Here is a 22,322-nt window from a genome sequence, read left to right as displayed (position 1 = left end):
CTTACAGTCCCAGGATCATTTTGGAAATGATGTTCTTCTGGATTTCGTTGGAGCCGCCGAAGATCGACAGCTTGCGGTTATTGAAGTAGAGCGAAGCAGCGCTCGCGGCTTCGTCTGGACCGACTGGCGTGCCGTCGAAGCCATCGTGCAGGGCTTCCTCGACGAACGGCTGCGCATACGGTCCCATCGCGCGGCGCGTGAGCGAAGAGATCTCCTGGCGGATCTCGGTGCCGCGAATCTTCAGCATCGAACTCTCGGCGCCCGGCACACCGCCCCCAGCCACTGCCGCGATCACTCGCAGATTGGTGGTCTTCATGTTCTCCAGATCGATCTCGACACGCGCCATGCGTGCCGCAAACGACGGGTCTTCCGCGAGCGGCCTGCCGTTGCGTTGCTGCTTCGCGGCGATCTTGCGCAGCCGGTTGAATGCGGCGACCGAGAAGCCGACGCCCGCGATATTGGTGCGCTCATACGTGAGCAGGTATTTGGCGTAGGTCCAGCCCTTGTTCTCTTCGCCGACGAGGTTCTCAACCGGTACACGCACATCCGTGAAGAAGACTTCGTTGACTTCGTGCTCGCCATCGAGCGTGATGATCGGGCGCACTTCGACGCCTGGCGTATTCATGTCGATCAGCAGAAAGCTGATGCCTTCCTGCTTGCGCACGTCGGTGGCGCTGCGCACGAGGCAGAAGATCATGTTCGCGTAGTGGCCGAGCGTGGTCCACGTCTTCTGGCCGTTGACGATGTAGTGCTCGCCTTGCGCGTCGCTGCCGCGTACCGCGGTGGTCTTGACCGATGCGAGGTCCGAGCCCGCACCCGGTTCCGAGTAGCCCTGGCACCACCAGTCCGAGCCATCGAGAATGCGCGGCAACCAGTGGCGCTTTTGCGCTTCGTTGCCGTATTTGATCAACACCGGGCCGAGCATGTTGACGCCGAACGGCACGACGCGCGGTGCGCCCGCCAATGCGCATTCATTCTCGAAGATAAATTTCTGCACGGCGTTCCAGCCCGGGCCGCCGTACTCCTTCGGCCAATGATTGGCGAGCCAGCCTTGTGCGTTGAGTATCGCGTGCCACTCAGCCATGTCGTCGCGCGTCAGGCGGCGGCCGCCGTGTACCTTATCGGCGAGACGTTGCGGGAGTTTGTCACGCAAAAAACGCTGCACGTCAGTGCGAAAAACCTCTTCTTCAGGCGTGAAGTTCAGATCCATAGCGGGTTCTTCCCTAGATTTTTACCGGACCGGCGGGTGGGGCGGGCAGGCACGCGGGCCTCCTGCCGGTCGAGAATGCTCCAATTAACAGGCCGTCTCAAGCTGACTGGTTAATGCTCGCGAAATCGGCGCCGCGCTCGACCAGATCGACCAGCAGCGGCGACGCTCGCCAGAACAGCGGGTCCTCTTTGGCGAATTCACGAATGTCCGCGAGAATCGTGGCGAGGCCCACCGTATCGGCGTATTTCATCGGACCGCCGCGATAGCGCGGAAAGCCGTAGCCATAGAGGAAGGTCGCGTCGACGTCCAGTGGCCGCAGCGCGATGCCTTCATGCACGACGTTGGCGCCTTCGTTGATCATTGCGGCCATGTAACGGCGCAGGATTTCTTCGTCGGTGAAAGTGCGCGGCGTGATGCCGGCGCGCTCACGCTCGGCCTCGATGATGGCCTCGACTTCAGGGTCCGGTGCGCCGCTGCGCGAACCTTCGGGGTACAGATAAAAGCCACGACCGGTCTTCTGGCCAAACCAGCCGCGTTCGCAAAGACGGTCGGCAATCTGCACGTAGCGCGCGTTGGGGTTTCGTGTGGCTGCGCGCCGCTTTCGCGCGGCCCAACCGATGTCGCCTCCTGCCAGATCGACCACCTGGAATGGGCCCATCGGGAAGCCGAACGCACGCACCGCCGCGTCGATCTGATACGGCGACGCGCCGTCTTCCATCATCGCGTCGGCCGCGCTGCGATACACCGCCAGCACGCGATTGCCGATGAAGCCGTCGCACACGCCCGCACGCACCGGCGTTTTGCGCAGCTTCTTCGCGAGTTCGAACGCGGTGGCGACCACGTCGGCGCTGACCTGCTTCGGCACCACTACTTCCAGCAGCTTCATGATGTTCGCAGGGGAGAAGAAGTGCAGGCCGATCACGTCCGCGGGGCGTGAGATGCTGGCCGCAATCGCATCGATGTCGAGATACGACGTATTGGTGGCGAGCACCGCGCCGGTTTTGCAGACACGATCGAGTTCGGCAAACACGGCCTTTTTCACCGACAGGTCTTCGAATACCGCTTCGATTACCAGATCGGCATCGGCGAGCGCATCGTACGAAGTGCTGCCATGCCAGCGCGTCATCACGTCGGCTTTCTTTTCCGCGCTCATGCGGCCTTTGGCGATCAGACCGTCGTAGACCTTTTCGATGTGCGCGCGGCCGCGTGCGAGCGACGTGTCGTCGCGTTCGATCATCGTCACCGGCAGGCCGGCATCGAGCACGGCGACGGCAATGCCCGCGCCCATTGTGCCGCCGCCGACCACGCCGATCTCGTTCAGCGCGCGTGGTTTGGCATCGCGTGTTTCCGGTGCCTTGAGCACTTCGCGCTCGGCAAAGAACGCGTGAATCAGGCCGGCACGCTGCGGGCTGTCGATGCATTCGAGGAACAGTTTGCGTTCAATCCGCAGGCCTTCTTCGAAAGGCTGTTCGATGGCGGCTTCCACGGCGTCGACGATTTTTAGCGGGGAGAACAGGCCGCGCGATTTTTTCGCCGTTTCCGCGCGCGCTGTGGCGACGGCGGCGAGGCTCGCTGCGCGGTCGCTGAGCGCCGCGGCATCGCGCGTGCGGCGCACCGGTGCGTGAGCGGCCAGCAGTTCCTGCGCGTAGGCGAGTCCTTCAGCGAGGATGTCGTCACTGCTGCCAAACCGGTCAATGAGGCCAAGCGCGAGTGCTTCTTTCGCGCCGGCGTGGCGGCCGCTTAGGATCAGGTCGAGGGCGGCCTGCGCGCCGATCAGGCGCGGCGTACGCTGCGTGCCGCCTGCCCCCGGCAGCAGGCCCAGTTGCACTTCAGGCAAGCCGAGCTTCGCGCCGTTCACGGCGAGACGATAGTGCGCCGCGAGCGCCACTTCCAGGCCGCCGCCGAGCGCGGCGCCATGAATGGCTGCCACCACCGGCTTCGAACATGCCTCGATGCGATTGCACACGTCCGGCAGCGACGGCGGCACCGGCGGCTTGCCGAACTCGCGAATGTCCGCGCCCGCGATGAAGTTGCGTCCGGCGCCGACGATCAGCACGGCTTCGACAGCCTTGTCGGCATCCGCCGCTTCAATGGCGGCGAGCAAGCCGCGCCGCACGTCGGCGGACAAGGCGTTGACCGGTGCGTGGTCGATGGTCACCAGCAGGACTTTGCCGCGCAGTTCGCGCGTCACAACGTCGGCGGAAGGGTTGAGGGTCATCGTGTCGTCTCCTGATTGATATCGGGGCAGATAGGGCATATCGGGTCTGGCGAATTCTCCGATTGTGGGTTGGTCAAGGTTCATTGACAATTACATAGGTGGTTGACAGACTGTCAAAGATATTTTGACAAAGGCTATGCCATGGACGTCAATTCGCTGACCTTGCTGGTCGATATCCTCGATGCGGGCAACCTGAGCGAAGCCGCGCGCCGGCTGAAAATGAGCCGCGCGAATGTGAGTTACCACCTGAACCAGTTGGAGCGCTCGATCGGGCTGCAACTGGTCAGGCGCACCACGCGCCGGGTCGAAGCGACTGAAATCGGTCTGCAGTTGTACGAGCATGGCCGCACCATTCAGAATGCGCTGCTGGCCGCACGCGAATCGGTCACCACGCTCGGGCAGAGCTTGCAGGGGCGGGTGCGATTGAGCGTGCCGAGCGGTTACGGGCAACTGGTGATGTCGGATTGGCTGATCGCGTTCAAGCGGCTGTATCCGGGCATCGTGCTGGACGTGATGTTCGAGAATCGGGTCGAGGATTTGATGCGCGACGAGGTCGACATCGCGGTTCGGGTGATGTCGGAGCCGCCGCAGAATCTCGTCGCACGTGACATGGGGCCGGTGCGATATGTTGCGTGTGCGTCGCCGGATTTTGCCGAAAGCCACGGCATGCCGGTGCGTCTCGATGATTTGCGCACTGCGCCCTTGATTACGGCGGCGGTAGTCGGCAGGCAGTTGCGGGTGGCGGCTTATCTACGCGACGAACGCCACGAAGTGCTGCTGGAGCCGACGATCATTTCCGAGAACTTTCTGTTCTTGCGCCAGGCGGTGCTGGCCGGTCTGGGCGTCGGTCTGGTGCCCGACTACGTGGTGCAGGACGACCTGCGCCGCGGGGACGTCGTGACGGCGCTCGATGAATGGCGTCTAAGCATCTTCGGTACGAACATGTACCTGCTCTATATGCCGAATCGGCATCACACGCGGGCGGCGGCGAGTTTTATCGAGTTCATTCTGGAGCAGGCGCACGGAAGTGGCAGAGGGGTGGCCGCTTAAGTCGTAATGAAGCGTTGTTTCTTCGGCGCGTTGACGATCTGTGCGCGGCAGGCGAACAGATCAAGCATGCCCTACTGCGTTGGCGTGCAGAAGAAAACAGCACCAGCACCGGTGCGTCACTCGCGGGTATGCTTAACAAAACGGCGAGAGAGCCGTGCATCTGGCAGCACATCAAACTTCAGGGGAGACGGAGATGAAATCGGCAATCGCATGTATTGCGCTACTTGCAATCGCCATCGTCATTGTGTTGGTCTCGCGTCTCCCGAGTGAGGATGCCATTCGCTTCGCCGGCTACGCGGCCACTGCGGCCTTCGCCGCATTGGTCGGCTTGCTGATTCGCTGGCGAGCAAATCGCGCTCAACGAAACAAACGCGTCGGTTGAACACACACGCCGGCCGGGTAGTCACCCGACCCGCGTCACGGCCCTGCAGCGCCTCGCTTCCCGCACGCCCGCTAAACCCATTGAACACCTGCTTCCAACCCGTCGCCGGGAAGGTTGACGCACGTCCCGAGTTTCGTCGTCGGCACGACCTTCGGCCTATCCCTCGACGCCGATCTACGCGTAAACCCGATCAGGGAATTTGCATAAAATTAAAATATTGACGTTAAATTAACGACGGGCTACCTTTACTTCCAATGCGACGGAACATCCGGGCGCAGCAATCGCGACGAGAGAGTTGCCATGTCACACAGCCTGTTTCAACGTTTTCGAGGATTGGTCACCTGCGCCCTGGCGGCGACAGCGTTGGTCATGTCGGCGCCCGCTTTTTCCGAGGGCGACACGCTGAGGGTCGCAACGGAGGGCACCTATCCTCCGTGGAGCTTTAAAGATGCCTCCGGCCAGCTACAGGGCTTCGATGTGGACATTGCGAATGCCCTCTGCGCACAGATGAAGGTGAAATGCCAGATCGTTGCGCAGGCGTGGGACGGCATCATTCCCGGTCTTCAGGCCAATCGGTATGACGCAATCGTTGCGTCGATGTCGACAACGCCCGCGCGCCGCAAACAGGTGCTGTTCACCAACAAGTACAAGGACACGACGTCCAGCTTTATCGCGGCAAAAGACAGCGGGATCAAGGACGTGTCGCCTGCGGGTCTGAAAGGCAAGCGCATCGGCGTTCAACGCGGCGCCTCCCAGCACCAGTGGCTGGTTGCCAACGGTTACGACAAGACGGCGTCACTCGTGCTGTATGACGATACCCGTCAGCCGGAATTGGACCTCGTCGCAGGTCGTGTCGACCTCATCATCGGCAACAAGGCAACGTTCTACTCTGACTTCTTCAAACGGCCTGACTCGAAAGACTTTGCATTCGCCGGACCCGAATTCAAAGGCGGCGTACTCGGGGACGGAAACGCAATTGCCGTTCGTCTCGACAACGCCGAGCTCTGTAATCGTATTAACGCTGCGTTGGCCGCAATCATGGCGAACGGTACCTACGACCAGATCAGAAAGAAGTATTTCCCTTTCTCTCTGATGTAAAGCGGGAGCCAGCATGGTCGATTTCACTCTGGATGGTTATGGTGGGCTCATTCTGCTAGGGGCCCTGACGACGTTGCTGGTCGCACTCGCGGCCACAGCGATCGGCTCGGTCATCGGGATTCTGATGGCGGCTGCCAAGTTGTCTCCCATGCGGGTTCTCAGCCATTTCGCCGGGGCCTACACAACCACGATACGAGGTGTTCCGGACCTGCTGGTCATCTTCCTTGTGTACTACGGCGGCAGCGCAACCCTTTCACATGTCCTGGGACGATCCATTGAAATCAATGCGTTCGGTGCTGGTGCGGTGTCGCTCGGGCTGGTGTTTGGCGCCTATGCGACGGAAATCTTTCGGGGTGCGATTCTGGAAGTTCCGCGCGGGCAGTTTGAAGCCGCCGCAGCGCTGGGGTTGACTGGCACGGGGAGCTTTGTCCACGTCATTGCACCCCAGGCGTGGCGCCTCGCAGTCCCGGCTTTCGGGAATCAACTGACCGTACTACTGAAAGAAACTGCGCTTGTTTCGCTGGTTGGTCTGGAAGACCTGATGCGACGAACAGGCTTCGCCGTTGAGGCGACCAACCGTCCATTCTTCTTTTACCTTGTTGCTGGCGTGCTGTACTTCGTTCTCAGCTTCGCCCTGACAAATGTCTTTAGTACGGTTCGACGCAAGGCGTCGACCGCATTGGCGAGGTGAGGCATGTTTGATTTCTCATTACTCATTTCGAGTCTTCCGCGTCTGCTTGCTGCGTTGCCCGTCACGCTTGAGTTGTTTGTCGCCATCGTGGTCGTGGGTCTCATTGTGGGTGTGCCCATAGCGCTCGTGGGATTAAATTCGTCGAAGGTTCTGAGCGGTTGCGTCAAGTTTTATATCGGCGCATTCCGCGGCACGCCTGCGCTCGTGCAACTGTTCTTTCTCTACTACGGATTCGGACAGTTCTCTTTTATTCGACACTCCGTGTTCTGGCCGCTTCTGCGTGACCCATTCACCTGTGCCGTCATTGCCCTGGGGCTGAATTCGGGCGCGTACACGGCGCGCATTCTGATGGGGGCGCTGTCTGCCGTGCCCAAAGGCATTGTGGAAGCTGCCGAGGCACTCGGGCTGAGTCGGGCCTCGATACTCACTCGCGTTAAAGCACCGATCGCCATTCGCATTGCAATCCCCGCGTACGCCAACGAGACGATTCTGAATCTGAAGGCGACGTCGCTGGCATCGACGGTGACCATCATGGAGTTGACCGGAACGTCGAAGCTGCTGGTTAGTGAGACCTATGCGCCTTATGAGATTTTCGTCGGAGCCGGATTGATTTATCTCGCGATGACGTTCTTCCTGTCGCATGCATTCCGGATCCTCGAGCTGAACATCGCACGCAGAACGGGCAAGGACGTCAACGTTGCCAATCCTCGAAAACCTAAGCAACCCGCAATGCTGAAGTCTTCGGATTCTGGCGACACTCACATAGCCTAGTGATCGTGTAGCGCATTTTTACAGGTGGACTCATGTTCCCGAGTCCTCTACGCAAAGTTAATGGAGAAACGCAAATTGCTTCGGTTTCTGACACTTGGACCCAGTGGTAGCAATCACGAGTTTGTGACTGCTCGATACGTTCAACATCACGGTCTGGAAGGACAAGCATCGATGGCTCTGGTGTTGAGCTTTGACGAGGCAGCGCGCATGGTGATTGACGGCGAGGCCGACTATATCGTTCAGGTTGCAGTGCATCCTTCGACGGCTGACATTGTCGCGAAGTACCGCAAGAAATTGTTCGTCATCGATGCATTCGTCTCTTCTAGCAAAGACATGGCGGTGGTGACCCGGGTTGATATCGGCATACCTCGAACGCTCGCACTTCAGCCCGCCACGCGCGACTATGTCAATACAGAGGGACTGACGCTCATTCCGGAGACATCGACAGCATCGGTTGCGGATGGACTCCTCTCCGGCAAATACGAAAGTGGTCTGACGTACTCGTCCCTTGCAATAGAGAACCCTACCCGGTTCAGAATCGACGAGCGAATCGGTACGGTCGACGACCCATGGATTGTCTATGGTCGTGAGCGATTGTCCGACGGTCAGGTTGTAGCCTGGAAAGAGAGCCCGGCGGCTCGAGCGTTCCACGCCCAGACACCTCCGCGGCTTGATACCTGAGTCGCACGAAATGCACAGGATTTCCGCTATGAACACGGTACCGAACAACGAATTCGCGATATCTATCAAGGGACTCTCAAAGAGTTTCGGCGCGTTCAATGTACTCAATTCCATTTCGCTGCGTGTCCGACGAGGTGAAAAGATTGTTCTGTGCGGGCCGTCCGGCTCCGGAAAATCGACACTGATTCGCTGCGTGAATCGGCTTGAGAAGCATGATTCGGGAGATGTGCACGTCGACGGAATCGAGCTCACCGACGATGCGAAACACGTGCGCATGGTACGTGCGGATGTCGGCATGGTGTTTCAGCATTTCAATCTGTTCCCGCACATGACGGTGCTGGAAAACTGCACCTTGGCTCCGATGCGCGTTCGCGGTCTGAAGCGGAAGGAGGCTGAAGCACGGGCACTTGAAATGCTTGAACGGGTTCGCGTTGCGAGTCATGCCACGAAATACCCCGCGCAGCTTTCCGGCGGTCAACAGCAGCGGGTGGCTATCGCAAGAGCGCTTTGCATGTCGCCCACCATCATGCTGCTCGATGAACCGACATCGGCGCTTGATCCGGAGATGGTCAGAGAGGTGCTCGATACGCTTACGCTGCTCGCGCAAGACGGCATGACGATGCTTTGCGTCACTCACGAAATGGGATTCGCAAGGGCAGTGGCCGATCGCATTCTGTTCATGGACCAGGGCGAAATTGTGGAAGACAGCGAGCCTGCTGATTTCTTTGACGCACCGAAGACTGAACGCGCGAAGCGCTTCCTCAGTCAGATGATTCAAAAATGAACGCGCCACGTTGAAGATGCGCGCGAATTTTCAGGAGTAAAGCATGGCCACAATCAGGTTTGGCACGCTCGGCCCATCCGGGACGAACCACGAGTACGTGACTCGTCGTTACATTGAATTCCACGGGCTTGAGGCCGAGATCAAACTCTTCGGTAATTTCGACGATGCCCTGGCTGCGTTTGACGCGGACGAAATTGACTATCTCGTTCAGTGCGCGGTTCATCCAGATACCCCGCGCGTGATGGGCAGTAACTTTCGCGAGCGGTTCGTTGTCGACACCTTCATCTCGCCGAGTCAGACATTGGCGATTCTCACGCGTAAAGAGGTGAGCAAGCCGGAAACAATTTCGCTTGTTTCCCCTGCAACCGATGAATACGCCGACCTCAGTTCGTATTCGAAGCTGATTCCTGCGGTCTCAATTCCAGTGGCCTTTGAGCGACTGATGAATGGGGAATGCGATTCCGCGCTTGTCTATCGATACTATTTTGATTCGCAACCGGAGAAGCTGCGGGTGGACGCAACGATCGGTTCGCCCGATGACGCGTGGATTGTGTACGGCCGGGAGCGTGTTGGGGCGGGAGAAATTGTCGCGAATCGGGAAAGCGTCGTGGCAAAGCAATTCGCAGAACTGCAGCGGTCGCAACGATAAACCGACACGTGCGAGAGGCCAGTGCAAGAGGGGTGGCCTCTAATTTCTAGCTGTATTCCCGAATGTTGAAGAATACCGCGAGAAATTTGACCGGCACAGTCTCGATGTCTTCCGGCCCATGCGCCGCGTTCGGATCGAACAGCAAACTATCACCGGGCTTCAGATCGTAGAGCCGATTGGCATACCGGTATTTCATCTTGCCTTCAAGTACGTGAAGGAACTGGATTCCAGTTGTCTGGTGGGTTGACCATGGTTGGGACTTTTCGTCGAGCGTAACGACATACGGTTCCACGGAAAGGTTGCCTGACAATACGTGACCAACGAGCCGATAGATATGGCCGTACGACGAACCTTCCCGGTCGACCGTCACGCCTTGTCCAGCGGGTACGAACGAGCAGTCGTGGCGTTCACTCTGGTCGACGAAAAACCGCGACACGGGTTTGCCCAGGGCATTGGCAAGCCGTGTGAGCGTTTCTATCGATGGCGTCGCCGTTCCTTTTTCGATTCTCGAGAGCATCGAATGCGAAATGCCGGCCATTTTCGCGAGCGTTCCGGAAGCGATTCCTGCTGACGTTCGAAAGGCATGAATCTGCGCAGACAAAGCACGGGACACTTTTTCTACTGCTGGGTCGGTCTGCTTCTCTGCTACCTCAATGTCCGGAGATTCTCCAGCGGATGGCTGGTTCTGAGATTTTGGCATGGTGCCTTCAGTGAAGGAACAGTTCAAAGATGACTACGTGTCGCCATTATATGAGGCATTGCTGTGGACGAGTGCCAGGTCAACAGCTTTTTGGCCGCACCGCGCGAGATAGTAAAGGGGATCACCGTGACGCATATTCGTTCTATTGCACCGACCGATGCACATTCGGTTGCTCATCTTGTGGATGAGCTTCTGACGGAGCTTCACAATGGTGAACTTGAACCTGCGGACCGGGTGTCTATAGCCGAAGCCGTTCTGAACCAAACGAATCGCAGCTTCGGATACGTGGCGCTCGAAGGTGAGAGTCCGGTGGGCATACTTCTCATGACAGAAGGCGTGGCGATTTACGCAGGGGGGGCCTTCGGACAGATTACGGAGCTATACGTCCGGCCGGAATACCGATCGGGTGGAGTGGCCGCTGCGCTGATCCGCGAGGCCATGAAATTCGGCAAGGAGCGAGGATGGAAACGACTCGACGTCGGCGCGCCTGATCAGCCACGTTGGACACGGACGCTTGCGTTCTATCTGTCCGCGGGTTTTGTAGAGGTCGGACCACGGTTGCGTCTGGACTTGTGATGATATCCGTGAGGCTAATCGATTGACCGCGGCCCGCGTTTCGCCGCTGCTACAATGCTTCTCACAATACGGTCGCGACACGCGCCGTATTGACTACCATCCCGCCTCATAAAACCGAGAAGCAGTAAGCTCGTTTCTTCATGAATGATGCCGTCGACATAAGATTTCTGCTCAGCATTCGCGAAGCGGGCAGCCTTGCGGGCGCTGCCCGGAAGTTGGGCGTCACGCCGTCGGCGGTCACGAAACGGTTGCAGCAGATTGAGACGAAGCTTGACGTCCATTTGCTGGACCGGTCGACGAGACAATTGCGCTTCACGGAAGAGGGCGAACTGCTCTGTTCCAAAGGCGCTGAGCTTCTTCGTGACTTTGATTCGTTGCTCGCAGAGCTGGGCAGACGAAGAGGGCAATTGGTCGGGGGCTTGAAAGTCAACGCACCACTTGGTTTCGGGCGGCGATACGTCGCTCGCATCGCATCTGCGTTCAAGGATGCCCACCCGGATGTGGACGTCTCTTTGACATTGTCCGACCGCCCGCTCATTGAAGAATATGACCGCTATGACGTCGTCGTTCATATCGGCGAGTTAGGTCCCTCGAACCTTGTCAGGTACGTAATTGCGCCTAACGCTCGCTACGTCTGCGCGTCCCCCGCTTTTCTGAAAAGATACGGTCCCCCCGCGAACCCGGAAGACCTCGCGAATATTCCCTGCATTGCACTCCGTCAAAACAACGAGGACGTAACGTTGTGGCATTTCTCGAAGGGACGTACTTCACGGGGCGTCCGTATTTCCTCTGGCCTCAGTTCGAACGATGGCGATGTGATTCACCAGTGGGCTCGCGAAGGGCGAGGGGTGATGCTTCGGTCGGAATGGGACGTAGCCGAAGAATTACAAAATGGCTCACTGATCCGGCTGCTGCCAGGCTGGAAGCTGCCGGATGCTGACGTCATCGCGCTCGTTCACCAACGAACGGGTATGCCGGCGCGAATCAAGACCTTTCTGCAGCATCTGCAACGGGAGTTTCGTCCGCGGCCGCCTTGGCGGCCCTGACTCCGCGTCGCAAGGTGAAAACCGTCCGTCGATTCGTTCCTGAAAGTTAATCTCGGATTGCCTCACTGGAAACCCTATCGCTGCAGGCTTCAACTAGACTGCATTCAGATACGGGAGGCAACGATGTTTACAGGTTTCACCGACGCGTCGATCCACGTCGACGGCATGCATATCCACGCAATCTGCGGCGGCAACGGCCCGGCCTTACTCCTGCTGCACGGCCATCCGCAGACCCATGCTATCTGGCATAAGGTTGCGCCCACGCTGGCCCAATACTTCACGGTCATTGCTGCGGATCTGCGCGGCTACGGCGACAGCGGCAAACCGCAGGGCGAGCCCGACCACAGCAACTATTCGAAACGCCGCATGGCCACGGATCAGGTGTCGTTGATGCGCGCCCAGGGATTCACAAAATTTGCCGTGGTCGGCCACGACCGGGGTGGACGCGTTGCTGCTCGCATGGCGCTCGATCATTCCCAAGCCGTGACGAAGCTGGTCACGCTGGACGTCGCGCCGACACTCGCCATGTATGAGCAAACGTCGTTCGAGTTTGCGCGAGCTTACTGGCACTGGTTTTTCCTCGTGCGTCCCGCGCCGTTTCCCGAAACGCTGATTCGCGCCGATCCGGATCTCTATCTGAAGCAGACCATAGGCGCACGCAGCGCTGGGCTCGCACCATTCACCGATGCTGCCTACACCGAGTATTTGCGCTGTCTGTCGGACCCTGCCACCGCGCACGGCATCTGCGAAGACTACCGCGCGAGCATCACGATCGACCTCGATCACGACCGTGCCTCGCTTGCTGAAGGGCAGAAGATTGAGTGTGATTTCCTGGCGTTGTGGGGCGCGCAGGGCGTCATCGAGCAATGTTTCGAGCCGCTCGCCGAATGGCGTCAGTGGTCGGTGCACGTGAGCGGCGAGGCCTTGCCGTGCGGTCATTACATTCCCGAGGAAGCGCCCGAGTTGTTGCTCGAACGTGTCCTGCCGTTCTTGCAGTCCTAGTCGCCGGTCGACCCATCATGTCAAAACGAACCCTTTACCAGAAGCTCGTCGATTCGCATGTTGTCACGCGTATCGATGAGCAAAACGTGCTGCTGTATGTCGATCTGCATTTGATGAACGAATACACCAGCCCACAGGCGTTCAGCGCGCTTGCGGCGAAAGCGCGGCCCGTGCGTCGCCCGCGGCAGCAGTTGGCAGTGGTCAGTCACATCATTCCGACGCATGCGGAATCGCCGCGCGTGATTCGGGATGCGGCTTCACTGTTGCAGGCGAACAATCTCGCGCGCAATTGCGAGAAGGCCGGTATCGAACTGCACGCGGCGAACGATCCCCTGCAAGGCATCGAACATATCGTCGCGCCAGAACGAGGGTTGATTCGCCCGGGCATGGTCGTGCTTTGCGGCGATAGTCATACGACTACGTACGGTGCGCTTGGCGCATTGGGCTTCGGCATCGGCACCTCGGAGGTCGAGCACGTGCTTGCCACGCAAACACTGGTCTATCGCGTCGCGCAAACCATGCGTATCACGATCGATGGGGCGTTGCCCTACGGCACATCGTCTAAGGATGTGATTCTGTGGATCATCAGCCGTATCGGCGCACAGGGTGCGCGTGGTTACGCGGTGGAGTTCGCAGGCTCTACGATTGCTTCGCTGTCTGCGGAAGCGCGCATGACCTTGTGCAACATGACCGTCGAAGCCGGCGCGCGAGCGGCGTTGATCGCACCCGACGCGACCACGTTCGACTATGTCCGCGCGCACGCAACATCACTGGACGATGCCGCGTGGGCTGCCGCCATGAATGACTGGAGCGAACTGAAATCGGATGTCGGTGCGAGTTTCCATGCCGAACATCATTTCGACGCACACGATATCGCGCCGTTCGTCACGTGGGGCACGAGCCCCGATCAGGCGATTGCGGTTGATCAGCGCATTCCCAATGCAGCCGCGCAAAAGACGCCGGAGGCCGCTGCCGCACTGCGTCGCGCGCTCGACTATATCGGGCTCGATGCGGACCAGCCGATTGCCGGCACGCCGATCGATCGTGTGTTCATCGGTTCGTGCACCAATGGACGTATTGAGGATCTGCGCGTGGTCGCTGCGATTGTGCGAGGACGGCACGTCGCGCAAGGCGTGCGCGCGATGGTCGTGCCAGGCTCGGGCAGTGTGCGCCGCCAGGCCGAGGCCGAGGGCATTGCGGCGCTGCTGCGCGATGCCGGTTTCGAATGGCGCGAGCCGGGCTGTTCGATGTGTCTCGCGATGAACGACGATTTTCTCGCAATAGGTGAGCGCTGCGCATCCACGACCAACCGCAACTTCGAAGGACGTCAGGGACGCGGCGGACGCACCCATCTGATGAGCCCCGCGATGGCCGCAGCCGCCGCACTAACCGGGCGCATCACCGACGTCCGCACGCTGGAGACGCAATCATGCTAACAAGGCTCACCGAAATCGACGGGAATGCCGCGCCATTGCCTATCGAAAACCTCGACACCGATCAGATCATGCCGAAGCAGTTTCTTCGCATCATCGACAAGGCCGGGCTGAGCGGGGGCTTGCTGTACGACTTGCGTTTCGACGCAGAGGGCGAGCCGCGCACGGATTGCGTGCTGAATCAGACGGCGTATCGCGGCGCACACATCCTGATCGGTGGCTCGAATTTTGGCTGCGGTTCGAGTCGTGAGCACGCCGTGTGGGGGCTTCAGCAATTCGGTTTCGAAGCCGTGATCGCGCCGAGTTTCGCGGAGATTTTCTATTCGAACGCGATGAACAACCGCTTGTTGCTCGTGCAACTGGATCGCGAAGCAGTCGACGTTCTTATGCAGGACGCGGCGACACATCCGGCTGCACGATTGCATATCGACATCGAGCAGCAAACGGTGACGACGGTCAACGGTCGCACGTTTGCGTTCCCACTCGGCGCGCGTCACAAACATATGGTGATCGAGGGTGTGGACACCATCGATCTCACTCTCGCTTCACTATCAGCGATTGAAGCGTTCGAGCGGACTCATTTCGAACGGCATCCCTGGGCCGCCGTGCTGTAAATCCCCAGGCGGCCCTTGCGCCGCCATTCAACCGGAACGCGTGTGACCGATTCCCCGGCAGAAGGGAAGGGACGCGCTTTGCCTTTAAAAAACGGAGGAGACATGAAGCGCAAACCGCTTTATAAGGTGCTGTACGTGCAGGTGATCGTGGCGATCGTTGTGGGTGTGATCGTCGGCCATTTCCTGCCGGTGGATGCGGTGGCAATGAAACCGCTCGGCGACGCGTTCATCAAACTCGTGCGCATGATCATCAGCCCGGTGATCTTCTGCACCGTCGTGACCGGCATCGCCAGCATGCACGACATGCGCAAGGTCGGCCGCGTGGGTGGCAAAGCACTGTTGTATTTCGAAGCGGTGTCGACGCTCGCGCTCGCCATCGGTTTGCTGGCCGCGCACGTACTGAAACCCGGTGTGGGCTTCAATGTCGATCCCGCTACGCTCGACCCGGGCGCAATATCCAGTTACGCCGCACAAGCCGCGCACGGCGAGGGGCTCGCGGGTTTCTTCGTGCATATCATCCCGGAGACGTTCGTCGGCGCGTTCACCCAGGGCGATATTCTGCCGGTGCTGCTGATCGCCATGCTGTTCGGCACGGCGCTCGCGGTGATGGGTGAACCCGCGAAACCCGTCATCGGTTTGATCGAACTACTGTCGAAAACTTTCTTCCGCATTGTGCGCATGATTACGAGCCTCGCGCCAATCGGCGCGTTCGGCGCCATCGCGTTCACGATCGGCAAATATGGCATCGTCTCCTTGCTGCCGATGATGAAACTGATCGGCACGTTCTATCTGACCGCATTCCTGTTCGTCTCGTGCGGACTCGGCCTGATTGCACGGGCATGCGGTTTCAGCTTGTGGCGCTTTGTCGTGTACATCAAGGACGAACTGCTGATCGTGCTCGGCACGTCGACATCCGAAGCGGCCTTGCCACAGCTGATGGAAAAGCTCGAACGGCTCGGCTGCTCTCGCGGGATCGTCGGGCTGGTCGTGCCGACGGGTTACTCGTTCAATCTCGACGGCACCAATATCTACATGACGCTCGCGGTGCTATTTCTCGCCCAGGCCACCAATACCCATTTGACGATTGCTCAGGAGATCACGTTGCTGGCGGTGACGATGCTGACCTCTAAAGGTTCGACCGGCGTTACAGGGGCAGGCTTTATCACGCTGGCCGCGAGTCTTTCGGTCGTGCCGACCGTGCCGGTGACGGCGATGGTGCTGATTCTCGGCATCGACCGTTTCATGTCCGAGTGCCGCGCGCTGACCAACACGATGGGCAACGGCGTCGCATCGATCGTGATTGCGGCGTGGGAGAAGGAACTGGACCGCGAAAAGCTGAAGGCAGCGTTGGCGAGACCTGTTGTGACGCCCGGCACGGTTGCTGCAGAGGAGGGCGAGACCATCGTGGGTCGCTTGCCCGAACGTGAAACGCAGCGCCCGATCTGACTACGCCGCCGTGGTCGCCTCATGCCCATGCACCAGCGACAACAACCCGCGGCGCGAATTCACGCCAAGCTTCGCGAAGGCGCGCTTGGCGTAAGTTTCAACCGTCGATTCCTTGACGCCCATCGCCTCAGCGATCGACAGCGTCGTCATCCCCTTGACGAAGGCCGAGCAGACGCTTGTCTCTCTCGATGACAACAGGATTGACCGGCGTGTCAGATACGCCTGTAGCACGTCCGCCGGCGCGATCCTGTTGACGTTGTCGTCGAGCGGCACGCCAACCATCCGCGTATGCAGTTCCGCCAGCGGCAACAGCATCTGCGCGAGATGCTTGAGTACGCTCAGTTCATAGAGCGAGAACGCCGGCAAGCGCCGCGAGCGGCAGGTGGACAGCGAATAGGCGATGCCATTCGATGGCCGCACCACCACGCATTCGTCGTGGATATTGGCGACGTCGTAAATCAGGCAGCGCAACTCGATATCTTCAATTGTCTGTGCCGACCGGTGAATCAATTCGACCTGCCGGGCATCGGAAACCCGGTCGTTGAGCGGATCGCGGTCCACGAAACTGCCGAAGTACGTTTCCATGGTCCGCTGCAACATGTCCAGGTCAGCGGCATAGCTGCCGATCCACTCAACGCGCCGCGCAGACGCGTGCTGCGACGCGACACGCGTGCGTTGCAGATGCAACGAATCGCAATCGACGAACTGCTTCACGCAATCGAACAGTTCCCGCAGAAAGCGCGACGAACCTGCGGCATCGACCACCGGGCCCATGGCGTTCGACAGCGCGGCCAATTGCCCGACAGACAGCGGCGTGGTGGAAGAAATGGCGTTCATGACCGGATATTTTCAGCGGGGAGCCGTGGCAGGCTTCACTGATAACACGAAAAAATCAGCGCGCCCACTGCGGCTTACCCATCCATCTGGATGGCCCAGGCGCCGGGACGCTGAATAACCCGCGGCAGGACGTTTATATCCGGCGTGTCCCCCCTGAGTCGGGACAGACGGCGCATTTTCGCCTCCCTAGACTCTGTCCATCGTTGCATCATCATGAAACGGGGATGGAGGTCGAGGATGGAAATGAGCGGGTGGAGTAAGAGACTGGCGCGGCCGATGCGGACGCTATCGGTATGTTTGCTGACCGCGGCGGCGCATGCGGACCCGGCGGTCGTGAACGTCTACAACTGGGGCAATTCGATCGGCAAGGATACGATCGCCAACTTCGAGAAAGAGACCGGCATCCACGTGGTGTATCAGGAGTTCGACAGCAATGAGACCTTGCAAGCCAAATTGCTCTCCGGCAGTTCCGGCTACGACGTCGTGGTGCCGTCGGACGCGTTCTGGGCGAAACAGCTGGCCGCCGGCATCTACCAGCCGCTCGACAAAGCGAAGCTGCCCAACTACACACTGCTCGACCCCAAGCTGATGGCGCTGCTGGCTGTCGACGATCCGGGGCATCAGTACGGTGTGCCATGGAGTTGGGGCACGGACGGATTCGGCATCAATGTCGAGAAAGTGCAGGCGGCGCTCGGCAAGGACGCCAGGCTCGACGGTCTCGACCTGCTGTTCGACCCGAAGAACGCGGCGAAACTCAAAAGCTGCGGCATTTCATTGATCGATTCGCCGCGCGATGTGTTCGGCAGTGTGCTGCTGTATATGAAGCGCGATCCGAATAGCGCCAATCCCAAGGACTACCAGGACGCGATGACGGTGTTGAAGGGGATTCGTCCGTTTATCGCGCAGTTCAGCACCGGCAGCTACATCGGTGACCTGGCGAACGGCGATATCTGTCTGGCGCTCGGCTGGTCGGGCGACGTGAATACCGCGCGCCGCTCGGCACTGGATGCACATCGTTCCTATCACATCAAATACATTCTGCCGAACGAAGGCGGTCCGATCTGGTTCGACGTGATGGCCGTGCCGAAGGATGCGCCGCATCCCGAAGCCGCGCTGAAGTGGGTCAACTTCGTGTTGTCTGAGAAGGAGAGCGCGAACCTGACTAACGACACCTCGTATCCCACCGCCGTCACAAGCGCGTCGAAACTGGTGCATGCGGACGTGCTGGCCGATCCGGCGGTGTTCCCGTCACCGGCCGAATTCAACAAGCTGTTCGCGGTCAAGCCGTTGCCGACCGAGGTCAACCGGCTCGTGACGCGTCTGTGGCAACAGTACAAGACGGATTAGCGGCCCGAACGGACTATCTAACGAAGCGGGGGAGCTGAGTCACGTAACTCAGTTGCATAGCCACCCACGCTCAACCAACCAGCGCGCTTTCCGCCGCCGCGTCTCGCGACGCGGTGCGGGTCAACTCGTCCATTCGACGTATTCCATCATGAAACTGAAAGTCATTGTTCTCGTGAGCGCGCTCGCGTTCCAGCTGACTGCCCTTGCTGCACAGACGGACGCCGCCGCGCGACCCTCTGTTGCCGCACAACTCGACGCATTGCAGGCACAAATCAAGTTGCTGCAGGCGGAGGTTCACAGCCTGCAGGCTCAAGCTAAGGCTAATACTAAGGCCACGCCGCAGATCGTAGCCGTCGCATCCGCACCGGCGGCTGCCACAGGTTCCGCTTCCGCTCAGGATTCTGCAGCAATAGCGCGCGATTTTCAGTCGATGCATGAGCAGGTCAACAATCTCACGTTGAAAACAGACTCGCTCGAAGACGCGGCCACGACTGGCCCGCTCGCCGGCCTGAGCGTGACTGGCTACATCGACCCGCTGTACCTGTACAACCGCGCGCAGCATTCAGGCGGCTTCCAGTTCCTGAATCACGACCCGGGCGTCTACGACTACTTCGAAAGTCAGATTGGCGATGTCTATCTCGACATCAAGAAGACCTTCGGCGTCGGTCCGCTCGCGCCGGCAGCGGAGATCGTGATCCAGCCGAATCGCGGCGTCGGGTCGACCTTGAGCAGCGGTCGCGGCACCGTCGGCAACAACATCCTGACGCAAGCCGATGTGACCGTGCCGCTGAATTCGCTGACAACCTTCACCGCGGGTCTGTTGCCAAGCCCGATCGGCTACGAGCCGCAGCCGTCGAATCAGATGCTGACGCTAACGCACAACCTGCTGTACGACTTCAGCGAGCCGGCGGGCATGGTCGGCATTGGCCTGAAGGGCAACAACGCGATCTTCACGCATTTCTGGCAGGTGTACATCGCGAACGAACAGTTGCGCACCTCGTCGGCTATCGTCAACGGCCCCAACAACACCTCGCGAAGCAACTGGGTGCCGTCGCTCAGCGCGCGCTTTGACGATGCCCTGTCGACGGCGCTCGACATCGGCGTAGCCGGCATGATCGGCCGTTCGACGCTGTTCTCGCCGTGCGCGAATCCGGGCGGCTACGGCTACCAATGCAATGCATCGACGCCCTTCGGCATGATGCGTTACATCGAAACCGACCTGACCTACACGCGCGACAAGCTGCAACTGAACGCGCAGCTCGACTACGGCGAACAGCAGAAGGGCGCTTACGACGGCGGCACCGCGCGCTGGTACGGCCTTTCATTGCAGGGCCACAAGAAGTGGACTTCCACATGGCTCGGCCACATGGGTGCGACGCTGCGCTTCGACTACCTGAACGACACCGCCAACGGCGGCGGTGCACCGAACATTCTGTACGGCCTTTCCGGCGGGAACCCTTCGGTGAATGGGACGAGCGGTTTCGGAATCGACCCTGCGTGCTTCTCCGCGTCGACGCGCAATGGCACCGAGTGTAAGGGCGCGACGCACTACGACATCACAGCCGACCTCCTGTTCTTCCCGACCCAGCAGATCACGCTGAAGTTCGAATACCGGCACGACCAGGCCAACCATCCTGTGTTCCTGATGAACGACGGCACCTATTCACGCGCCAACGACATTCTGGCGACCCAGTTCGTTTACTCCTTCTGACCACTACCATGAAGAACTTTTCCCACGACGCCGCCCGCGACGCGCTGCGCTACCGCAATTGCACCTTCGTCAACGGCGCGATCTACACAGGTGGCACGACGCCAACAGTCGCGGAGTGTCTCGCCGTGCGCGACGGCACAATCGCCTACGTCGGTACCCGCGCCGGCTTGCCTCAAGCGCTCCGCAATACGGAAGAAATCGACCTGCGCGGCCGCATGATCGTGCCCGGTTTCACGGACTCACACGCACATCCCGTCGAGGGATTCCAACTGACGTGTGACGCCGACCTCGGCGACGCCCATTCATTCGACGCCATCGCCCACCGGGTCCGCGAATGTGCCGCCTTGCATCCACAACGCAGTTGGGTGATGACGGGCAACGTCGCGCTGGACGCGCTTGGTACACAACTCAACCGCGCGGCGCTCGACACGATGGTGAGTGATCGCCCGCTGCTGCTGATTGGCCACGACGTGCATTCCGGCTGCCTGAACAGCGCCGCATTACGCACCCTCGGCGTGAGCGCGACGACACTGGACCCTGAAGGTGGCATCTACGAACGCGACGAGCACGGCGAGCCCACGGGCGTCGTTCATGAAGCCGCGCTATACGGACTGTTCCGCCACCTTCCGCAAATGGGCGCCGACGAGTCTGCGCTTGCGTTGAAGAAGGCGCAACGCCAGGCCCATGAAAACGGCATCACGGGATGGTTCGAAGCGATGGTGGGGCAGCGCCTTGTCGATGCTTACGTGCGTGCACGAGATAGTGGCGAATTGAAAGCGAACGTGAGTTTGGGCTTGCTGGTGTCCCCGAACATGGCGCTCGCGCCGCAGATTGCCAAGCTGATCGACTGGCGCCATCAGTACGACGGCGGCCGCGTACGTTTGCATACGGCAAAGATCTTTATCGACGGCGTACTCGAGAGCCACACAGGCGCATTGCTCAGCAACTACGACGACGCCGACCACAACGGCGCTGTGCATTGGGATCCCGCGCAACTACGCGAGGCCGTGTTCGCTGCTGACGCGGCTGGTTTCGACTTGCACTTCCACACGATCGGCGACCGAGCGGTCCGGATGGCATTGGACGTACTTGAGGCGCTGAACCACGAACGCGGCCACCGCGACCGCCGCGCGCAGCTGGCGCATGTACAACTGATCGACCCGCAGGACATCCCGCGATTCGCGGAGACGGGAGCAATTGCCTCGATTCAGGCCGTATGGGGCAGCGTCGCCCCGGAATTACAGGAGCTGTACAGGCACTTGCTTGGTGAGCAACGAATGAGCCGCCACTACGCATTTGGCGATCTGCAGCGCCACGGCGCGATGTTATCCGGCGGCTCCGACTGGCCGGTCTCGACGCAAAACCCGTTGGTGGCAATAGAAACCGCATTGCGCCGCGCGCGACCGGGCGACATCGACGACATTCCATTCCTTCCGGAGCAAAGTGTCGACCTTGCGACAATGATGAAGGCCTACACGCACAATTCCGCGTACAGCCTCCGTTTTGACGACAGGTCAGGCCAACTGACCACTGGCCGACCGGCGTCGTTGGCTGTATTGAGCAACGACATACGCGAGGTATCACCACATCGAATAGCGGAGGTGGTGACGACGATGACGTTATTCGAGGGCGAGACGGTACACGGCAACCTCGATTAATTGAGTCAAGCCTAAACACGGCGGGGAAATCAAAAAAATAGCCCGCAGTGCCGGCTCGCCCGCAGGTTTCCCTGGCAAACCCGTCCGCGACGCACGTAGTGCGGAGTGGGAACTAATGAGTCCCTTGTCACAAGCGTATATAGGTTCACGAACACAGATTCCAGATGCACCACTACCCGCAGCAGACCACGGTGCCCACTTAGCATGAGCGGTTTGAGCCGCTTTCTTTTGCCTACTTTTCTTTGCGGCAAGCAAAGAAAAGTAGGTGCCGCCCCGCACAGGGGCAACGCTAATAGACCACTAACAATTCAAGGAAAGGCCAACGCCATAAGAACACTGACAAACAAGCGCCGCGCAGACAAACAGATCAACAAAAGCCCCCACCACATCCTCAGCGAACGCGTCCGATCCCACATGC

21 protein-coding genes are annotated in these 22,322 nt (G+C 59.7%); 17 read left to right on the top strand and 4 right to left on the bottom strand.

What is annotated here, in order from left to right:
• Position 1: 1 nt before the first annotated feature.
• Positions 2 to 1,210, bottom strand: coding sequence for an acyl-CoA dehydrogenase family protein (locus PQQ86_RS13375; protein WP_408267429.1), 1,209 nt, complete (start codon positions 1,208 to 1,210; stop codon positions 2 to 4).
• A 97-nt stretch (positions 1,211 to 1,307) separates the two neighbouring features.
• On the bottom strand, positions 1,308 to 3,428 hold the full coding sequence (locus PQQ86_RS13370; protein WP_408267426.1) for a 3-hydroxyacyl-CoA dehydrogenase NAD-binding domain-containing protein: 2,121 nt from the start codon (positions 3,426 to 3,428) through the stop codon (positions 1,308 to 1,310).
• A 141-nt stretch (positions 3,429 to 3,569) separates the two neighbouring features.
• On the opposite strand from PQQ86_RS13370, the gene PQQ86_RS13365 reads away from it, so the two are divergent.
• The 8 genes from PQQ86_RS13365 to PQQ86_RS13330 all read left to right on the top strand — a co-directional run bounded on the left by PQQ86_RS13365 (position 3,570) and on the right by PQQ86_RS13330 (position 9,534).
• Complete coding sequence (locus PQQ86_RS13365) at positions 3,570 to 4,478, top strand: LysR family transcriptional regulator (RefSeq protein WP_408267423.1); 909 nt, start codon at positions 3,570 to 3,572, stop codon at positions 4,476 to 4,478.
• Between the two features lie 193 nt (positions 4,479 to 4,671).
• Complete coding sequence (locus PQQ86_RS13360; RefSeq protein ID WP_408267420.1) at positions 4,672 to 4,860, top strand: hypothetical protein; 189 nt, start codon at positions 4,672 to 4,674, stop codon at positions 4,858 to 4,860.
• Positions 4,861 to 5,160: 300 nt separating this feature from the next.
• Positions 5,161 to 5,958: a transporter substrate-binding domain-containing protein gene (locus PQQ86_RS13355; protein WP_408267417.1), complete on the top strand. Its 798-nt coding sequence runs from the start codon at positions 5,161 to 5,163 to the stop codon at positions 5,956 to 5,958.
• Positions 5,959 to 5,971: 13 nt separating this feature from the next.
• The gene (locus tag PQQ86_RS13350; RefSeq protein ID WP_408267414.1) at positions 5,972 to 6,649 is read left to right on the top strand and encodes an ABC transporter permease; all 678 of its coding nucleotides are present in this window, start codon (positions 5,972 to 5,974) and stop codon (positions 6,647 to 6,649) included.
• Positions 6,650 to 6,652: 3 nt separating this feature from the next.
• A complete protein-coding gene (locus PQQ86_RS13345) occupies positions 6,653 to 7,420 on the top strand; it encodes an ABC transporter permease (RefSeq protein WP_408267413.1) in 768 nt (255 codons plus the stop codon).
• Positions 7,421 to 7,591: 171 nt separating this feature from the next.
• On the top strand, positions 7,592 to 8,101 hold the full coding sequence (locus PQQ86_RS13340; protein WP_408267410.1) for a hypothetical protein: 510 nt from the start codon (positions 7,592 to 7,594) through the stop codon (positions 8,099 to 8,101).
• A 28-nt stretch (positions 8,102 to 8,129) separates the two neighbouring features.
• Complete coding sequence (locus tag PQQ86_RS13335) at positions 8,130 to 8,885, top strand: amino acid ABC transporter ATP-binding protein (RefSeq protein ID WP_408267408.1); 756 nt, start codon at positions 8,130 to 8,132, stop codon at positions 8,883 to 8,885.
• Between the two features lie 43 nt (positions 8,886 to 8,928).
• On the top strand, positions 8,929 to 9,534 hold the full coding sequence (locus tag PQQ86_RS13330) for a hypothetical protein (RefSeq protein ID WP_408267406.1): 606 nt from the start codon (positions 8,929 to 8,931) through the stop codon (positions 9,532 to 9,534).
• A gap of 46 nt (positions 9,535 to 9,580) precedes the next feature.
• On the opposite strand, the gene PQQ86_RS13325 is transcribed toward PQQ86_RS13330, so the two are convergent.
• Complete coding sequence (locus tag PQQ86_RS13325; RefSeq protein WP_408267403.1) at positions 9,581 to 10,234, bottom strand: helix-turn-helix domain-containing protein; 654 nt, start codon at positions 10,232 to 10,234, stop codon at positions 9,581 to 9,583.
• A gap of 63 nt (positions 10,235 to 10,297) precedes the next feature.
• Here PQQ86_RS13325 and PQQ86_RS13320 point away from each other — a divergent pair, with 63 nt between their 5' ends.
• From PQQ86_RS13320 to PQQ86_RS13295, 6 genes are all read left to right on the top strand, one after another.
• Entirely contained in the window at positions 10,298 to 10,810 is a 513-nt protein-coding gene (locus PQQ86_RS13320) for a GNAT family N-acetyltransferase (protein ID WP_408267400.1), read from the top strand.
• Between the two features lie 140 nt (positions 10,811 to 10,950).
• Positions 10,951 to 11,856, top strand: a complete 906-nt coding sequence (locus PQQ86_RS13315) for a LysR family transcriptional regulator (RefSeq protein ID WP_408267397.1) — start codon at positions 10,951 to 10,953, stop codon at positions 11,854 to 11,856.
• A gap of 123 nt (positions 11,857 to 11,979) precedes the next feature.
• Positions 11,980 to 12,858, top strand: a complete 879-nt coding sequence (locus PQQ86_RS13310) for an alpha/beta fold hydrolase (protein WP_408267394.1) — start codon at positions 11,980 to 11,982, stop codon at positions 12,856 to 12,858.
• Between the two features lie 17 nt (positions 12,859 to 12,875).
• Positions 12,876 to 14,294, top strand: coding sequence for a 3-isopropylmalate dehydratase large subunit (leuC, locus tag PQQ86_RS13305; RefSeq protein ID WP_408267391.1), 1,419 nt, complete (start codon positions 12,876 to 12,878; stop codon positions 14,292 to 14,294).
• On the top strand, positions 14,288 to 14,905 hold the full coding sequence (gene leuD / locus PQQ86_RS13300) for a 3-isopropylmalate dehydratase small subunit (RefSeq protein WP_408267388.1): 618 nt from the start codon (positions 14,288 to 14,290) through the stop codon (positions 14,903 to 14,905). The genes leuC and leuD overlap by 7 nt, the downstream gene beginning before the upstream one ends.
• A gap of 102 nt (positions 14,906 to 15,007) precedes the next feature.
• Positions 15,008 to 16,351 (top strand): dicarboxylate/amino acid:cation symporter, encoded by a 1,344-nt coding sequence (locus tag PQQ86_RS13295; protein WP_408267385.1) that lies wholly within the window; start codon positions 15,008 to 15,010, stop codon positions 16,349 to 16,351.
• On the opposite strand, the gene PQQ86_RS13290 is transcribed toward PQQ86_RS13295, so the two are convergent.
• The gene (locus tag PQQ86_RS13290; protein ID WP_408267382.1) at positions 16,352 to 17,188 is read right to left on the bottom strand and encodes a helix-turn-helix transcriptional regulator; all 837 of its coding nucleotides are present in this window, start codon (positions 17,186 to 17,188) and stop codon (positions 16,352 to 16,354) included. It lies immediately after the preceding gene.
• Positions 17,189 to 17,464: 276 nt separating this feature from the next.
• On the opposite strand from PQQ86_RS13290, the gene PQQ86_RS13285 reads away from it, so the two are divergent.
• The 3 genes from PQQ86_RS13285 to PQQ86_RS13275 all read left to right on the top strand — a co-directional run bounded on the left by PQQ86_RS13285 (position 17,465) and on the right by PQQ86_RS13275 (position 21,904).
• The gene (locus tag PQQ86_RS13285) at positions 17,465 to 18,535 is read left to right on the top strand and encodes an extracellular solute-binding protein (RefSeq protein WP_408267379.1); all 1,071 of its coding nucleotides are present in this window, start codon (positions 17,465 to 17,467) and stop codon (positions 18,533 to 18,535) included.
• A gap of 148 nt (positions 18,536 to 18,683) precedes the next feature.
• Positions 18,684 to 20,246: a DUF3138 family protein gene (locus PQQ86_RS13280; RefSeq protein ID WP_408267378.1), complete on the top strand. Its 1,563-nt coding sequence runs from the start codon at positions 18,684 to 18,686 to the stop codon at positions 20,244 to 20,246.
• 8 nt (positions 20,247 to 20,254) lie between these two features.
• Positions 20,255 to 21,904, top strand: a complete 1,650-nt coding sequence (locus PQQ86_RS13275; RefSeq protein ID WP_408267375.1) for an amidohydrolase — start codon at positions 20,255 to 20,257, stop codon at positions 21,902 to 21,904.
• The last annotated feature ends 418 nt before the right edge of the window (positions 21,905 to 22,322 follow it).

Origin of the sequence: Paraburkholderia sediminicola (assembly GCF_046026675.1) — a bacterium.
In the GTDB taxonomy this organism is placed as follows: domain Bacteria; phylum Pseudomonadota; class Gammaproteobacteria; order Burkholderiales; family Burkholderiaceae; genus Paraburkholderia; species Paraburkholderia sediminicola_F.
Note: the sequence above shows the minus strand (reverse complement) of the source record. Positions and strands in the feature narration are given on the sequence as shown.

Bases quoted from the DNA above. Each gene is read 5' to 3' on its own strand.
- PQQ86_RS13375 (WP_408267429.1), bottom strand. From the start codon at position 1,210: ATGGATCTGAACTTCACGCCTGAAGAAGAGGTTTTTCGCACTGACGTG.
- PQQ86_RS13370 (WP_408267426.1), bottom strand. From the start codon at position 3,428: ATGACCCTCAACCCTTCCGCCGACGTTGTGACGCGCGAACTGCGCGGC.
- PQQ86_RS13365 (WP_408267423.1), top strand. From the start codon at position 3,570: ATGGACGTCAATTCGCTGACCTTGCTGGTCGATATCCTCGATGCGGGC.
- PQQ86_RS13360 (WP_408267420.1), top strand. From the start codon at position 4,672: ATGAAATCGGCAATCGCATGTATTGCGCTACTTGCAATCGCCATCGTC.
- PQQ86_RS13355 (WP_408267417.1), top strand. From the start codon at position 5,161: ATGTCACACAGCCTGTTTCAACGTTTTCGAGGATTGGTCACCTGCGCC.
- PQQ86_RS13350 (WP_408267414.1), top strand. From the start codon at position 5,972: ATGGTCGATTTCACTCTGGATGGTTATGGTGGGCTCATTCTGCTAGGG.
- PQQ86_RS13345 (WP_408267413.1), top strand. From the start codon at position 6,653: ATGTTTGATTTCTCATTACTCATTTCGAGTCTTCCGCGTCTGCTTGCT.
- PQQ86_RS13340 (WP_408267410.1), top strand. From the start codon at position 7,592: ATGGCTCTGGTGTTGAGCTTTGACGAGGCAGCGCGCATGGTGATTGAC.
- PQQ86_RS13335 (WP_408267408.1), top strand. From the start codon at position 8,130: ATGAACACGGTACCGAACAACGAATTCGCGATATCTATCAAGGGACTC.
- PQQ86_RS13330 (WP_408267406.1), top strand. From the start codon at position 8,929: ATGGCCACAATCAGGTTTGGCACGCTCGGCCCATCCGGGACGAACCAC.
- PQQ86_RS13325 (WP_408267403.1), bottom strand. From the start codon at position 10,234: ATGCCAAAATCTCAGAACCAGCCATCCGCTGGAGAATCTCCGGACATT.
- PQQ86_RS13315 (WP_408267397.1), top strand. From the start codon at position 10,951: ATGAATGATGCCGTCGACATAAGATTTCTGCTCAGCATTCGCGAAGCG.
- PQQ86_RS13310 (WP_408267394.1), top strand. From the start codon at position 11,980: ATGTTTACAGGTTTCACCGACGCGTCGATCCACGTCGACGGCATGCAT.
- leuC (WP_408267391.1), top strand. From the start codon at position 12,876: ATGTCAAAACGAACCCTTTACCAGAAGCTCGTCGATTCGCATGTTGTC.
- leuD (WP_408267388.1), top strand. From the start codon at position 14,288: ATGCTAACAAGGCTCACCGAAATCGACGGGAATGCCGCGCCATTGCCT.
- PQQ86_RS13295 (WP_408267385.1), top strand. From the start codon at position 15,008: ATGAAGCGCAAACCGCTTTATAAGGTGCTGTACGTGCAGGTGATCGTG.
- PQQ86_RS13290 (WP_408267382.1), bottom strand. From the start codon at position 17,188: ATGAACGCCATTTCTTCCACCACGCCGCTGTCTGTCGGGCAATTGGCC.
- PQQ86_RS13285 (WP_408267379.1), top strand. From the start codon at position 17,465: ATGCGGACGCTATCGGTATGTTTGCTGACCGCGGCGGCGCATGCGGAC.
- PQQ86_RS13280 (WP_408267378.1), top strand. From the start codon at position 18,684: ATGAAACTGAAAGTCATTGTTCTCGTGAGCGCGCTCGCGTTCCAGCTG.
- PQQ86_RS13275 (WP_408267375.1), top strand. From the start codon at position 20,255: ATGAAGAACTTTTCCCACGACGCCGCCCGCGACGCGCTGCGCTACCGC.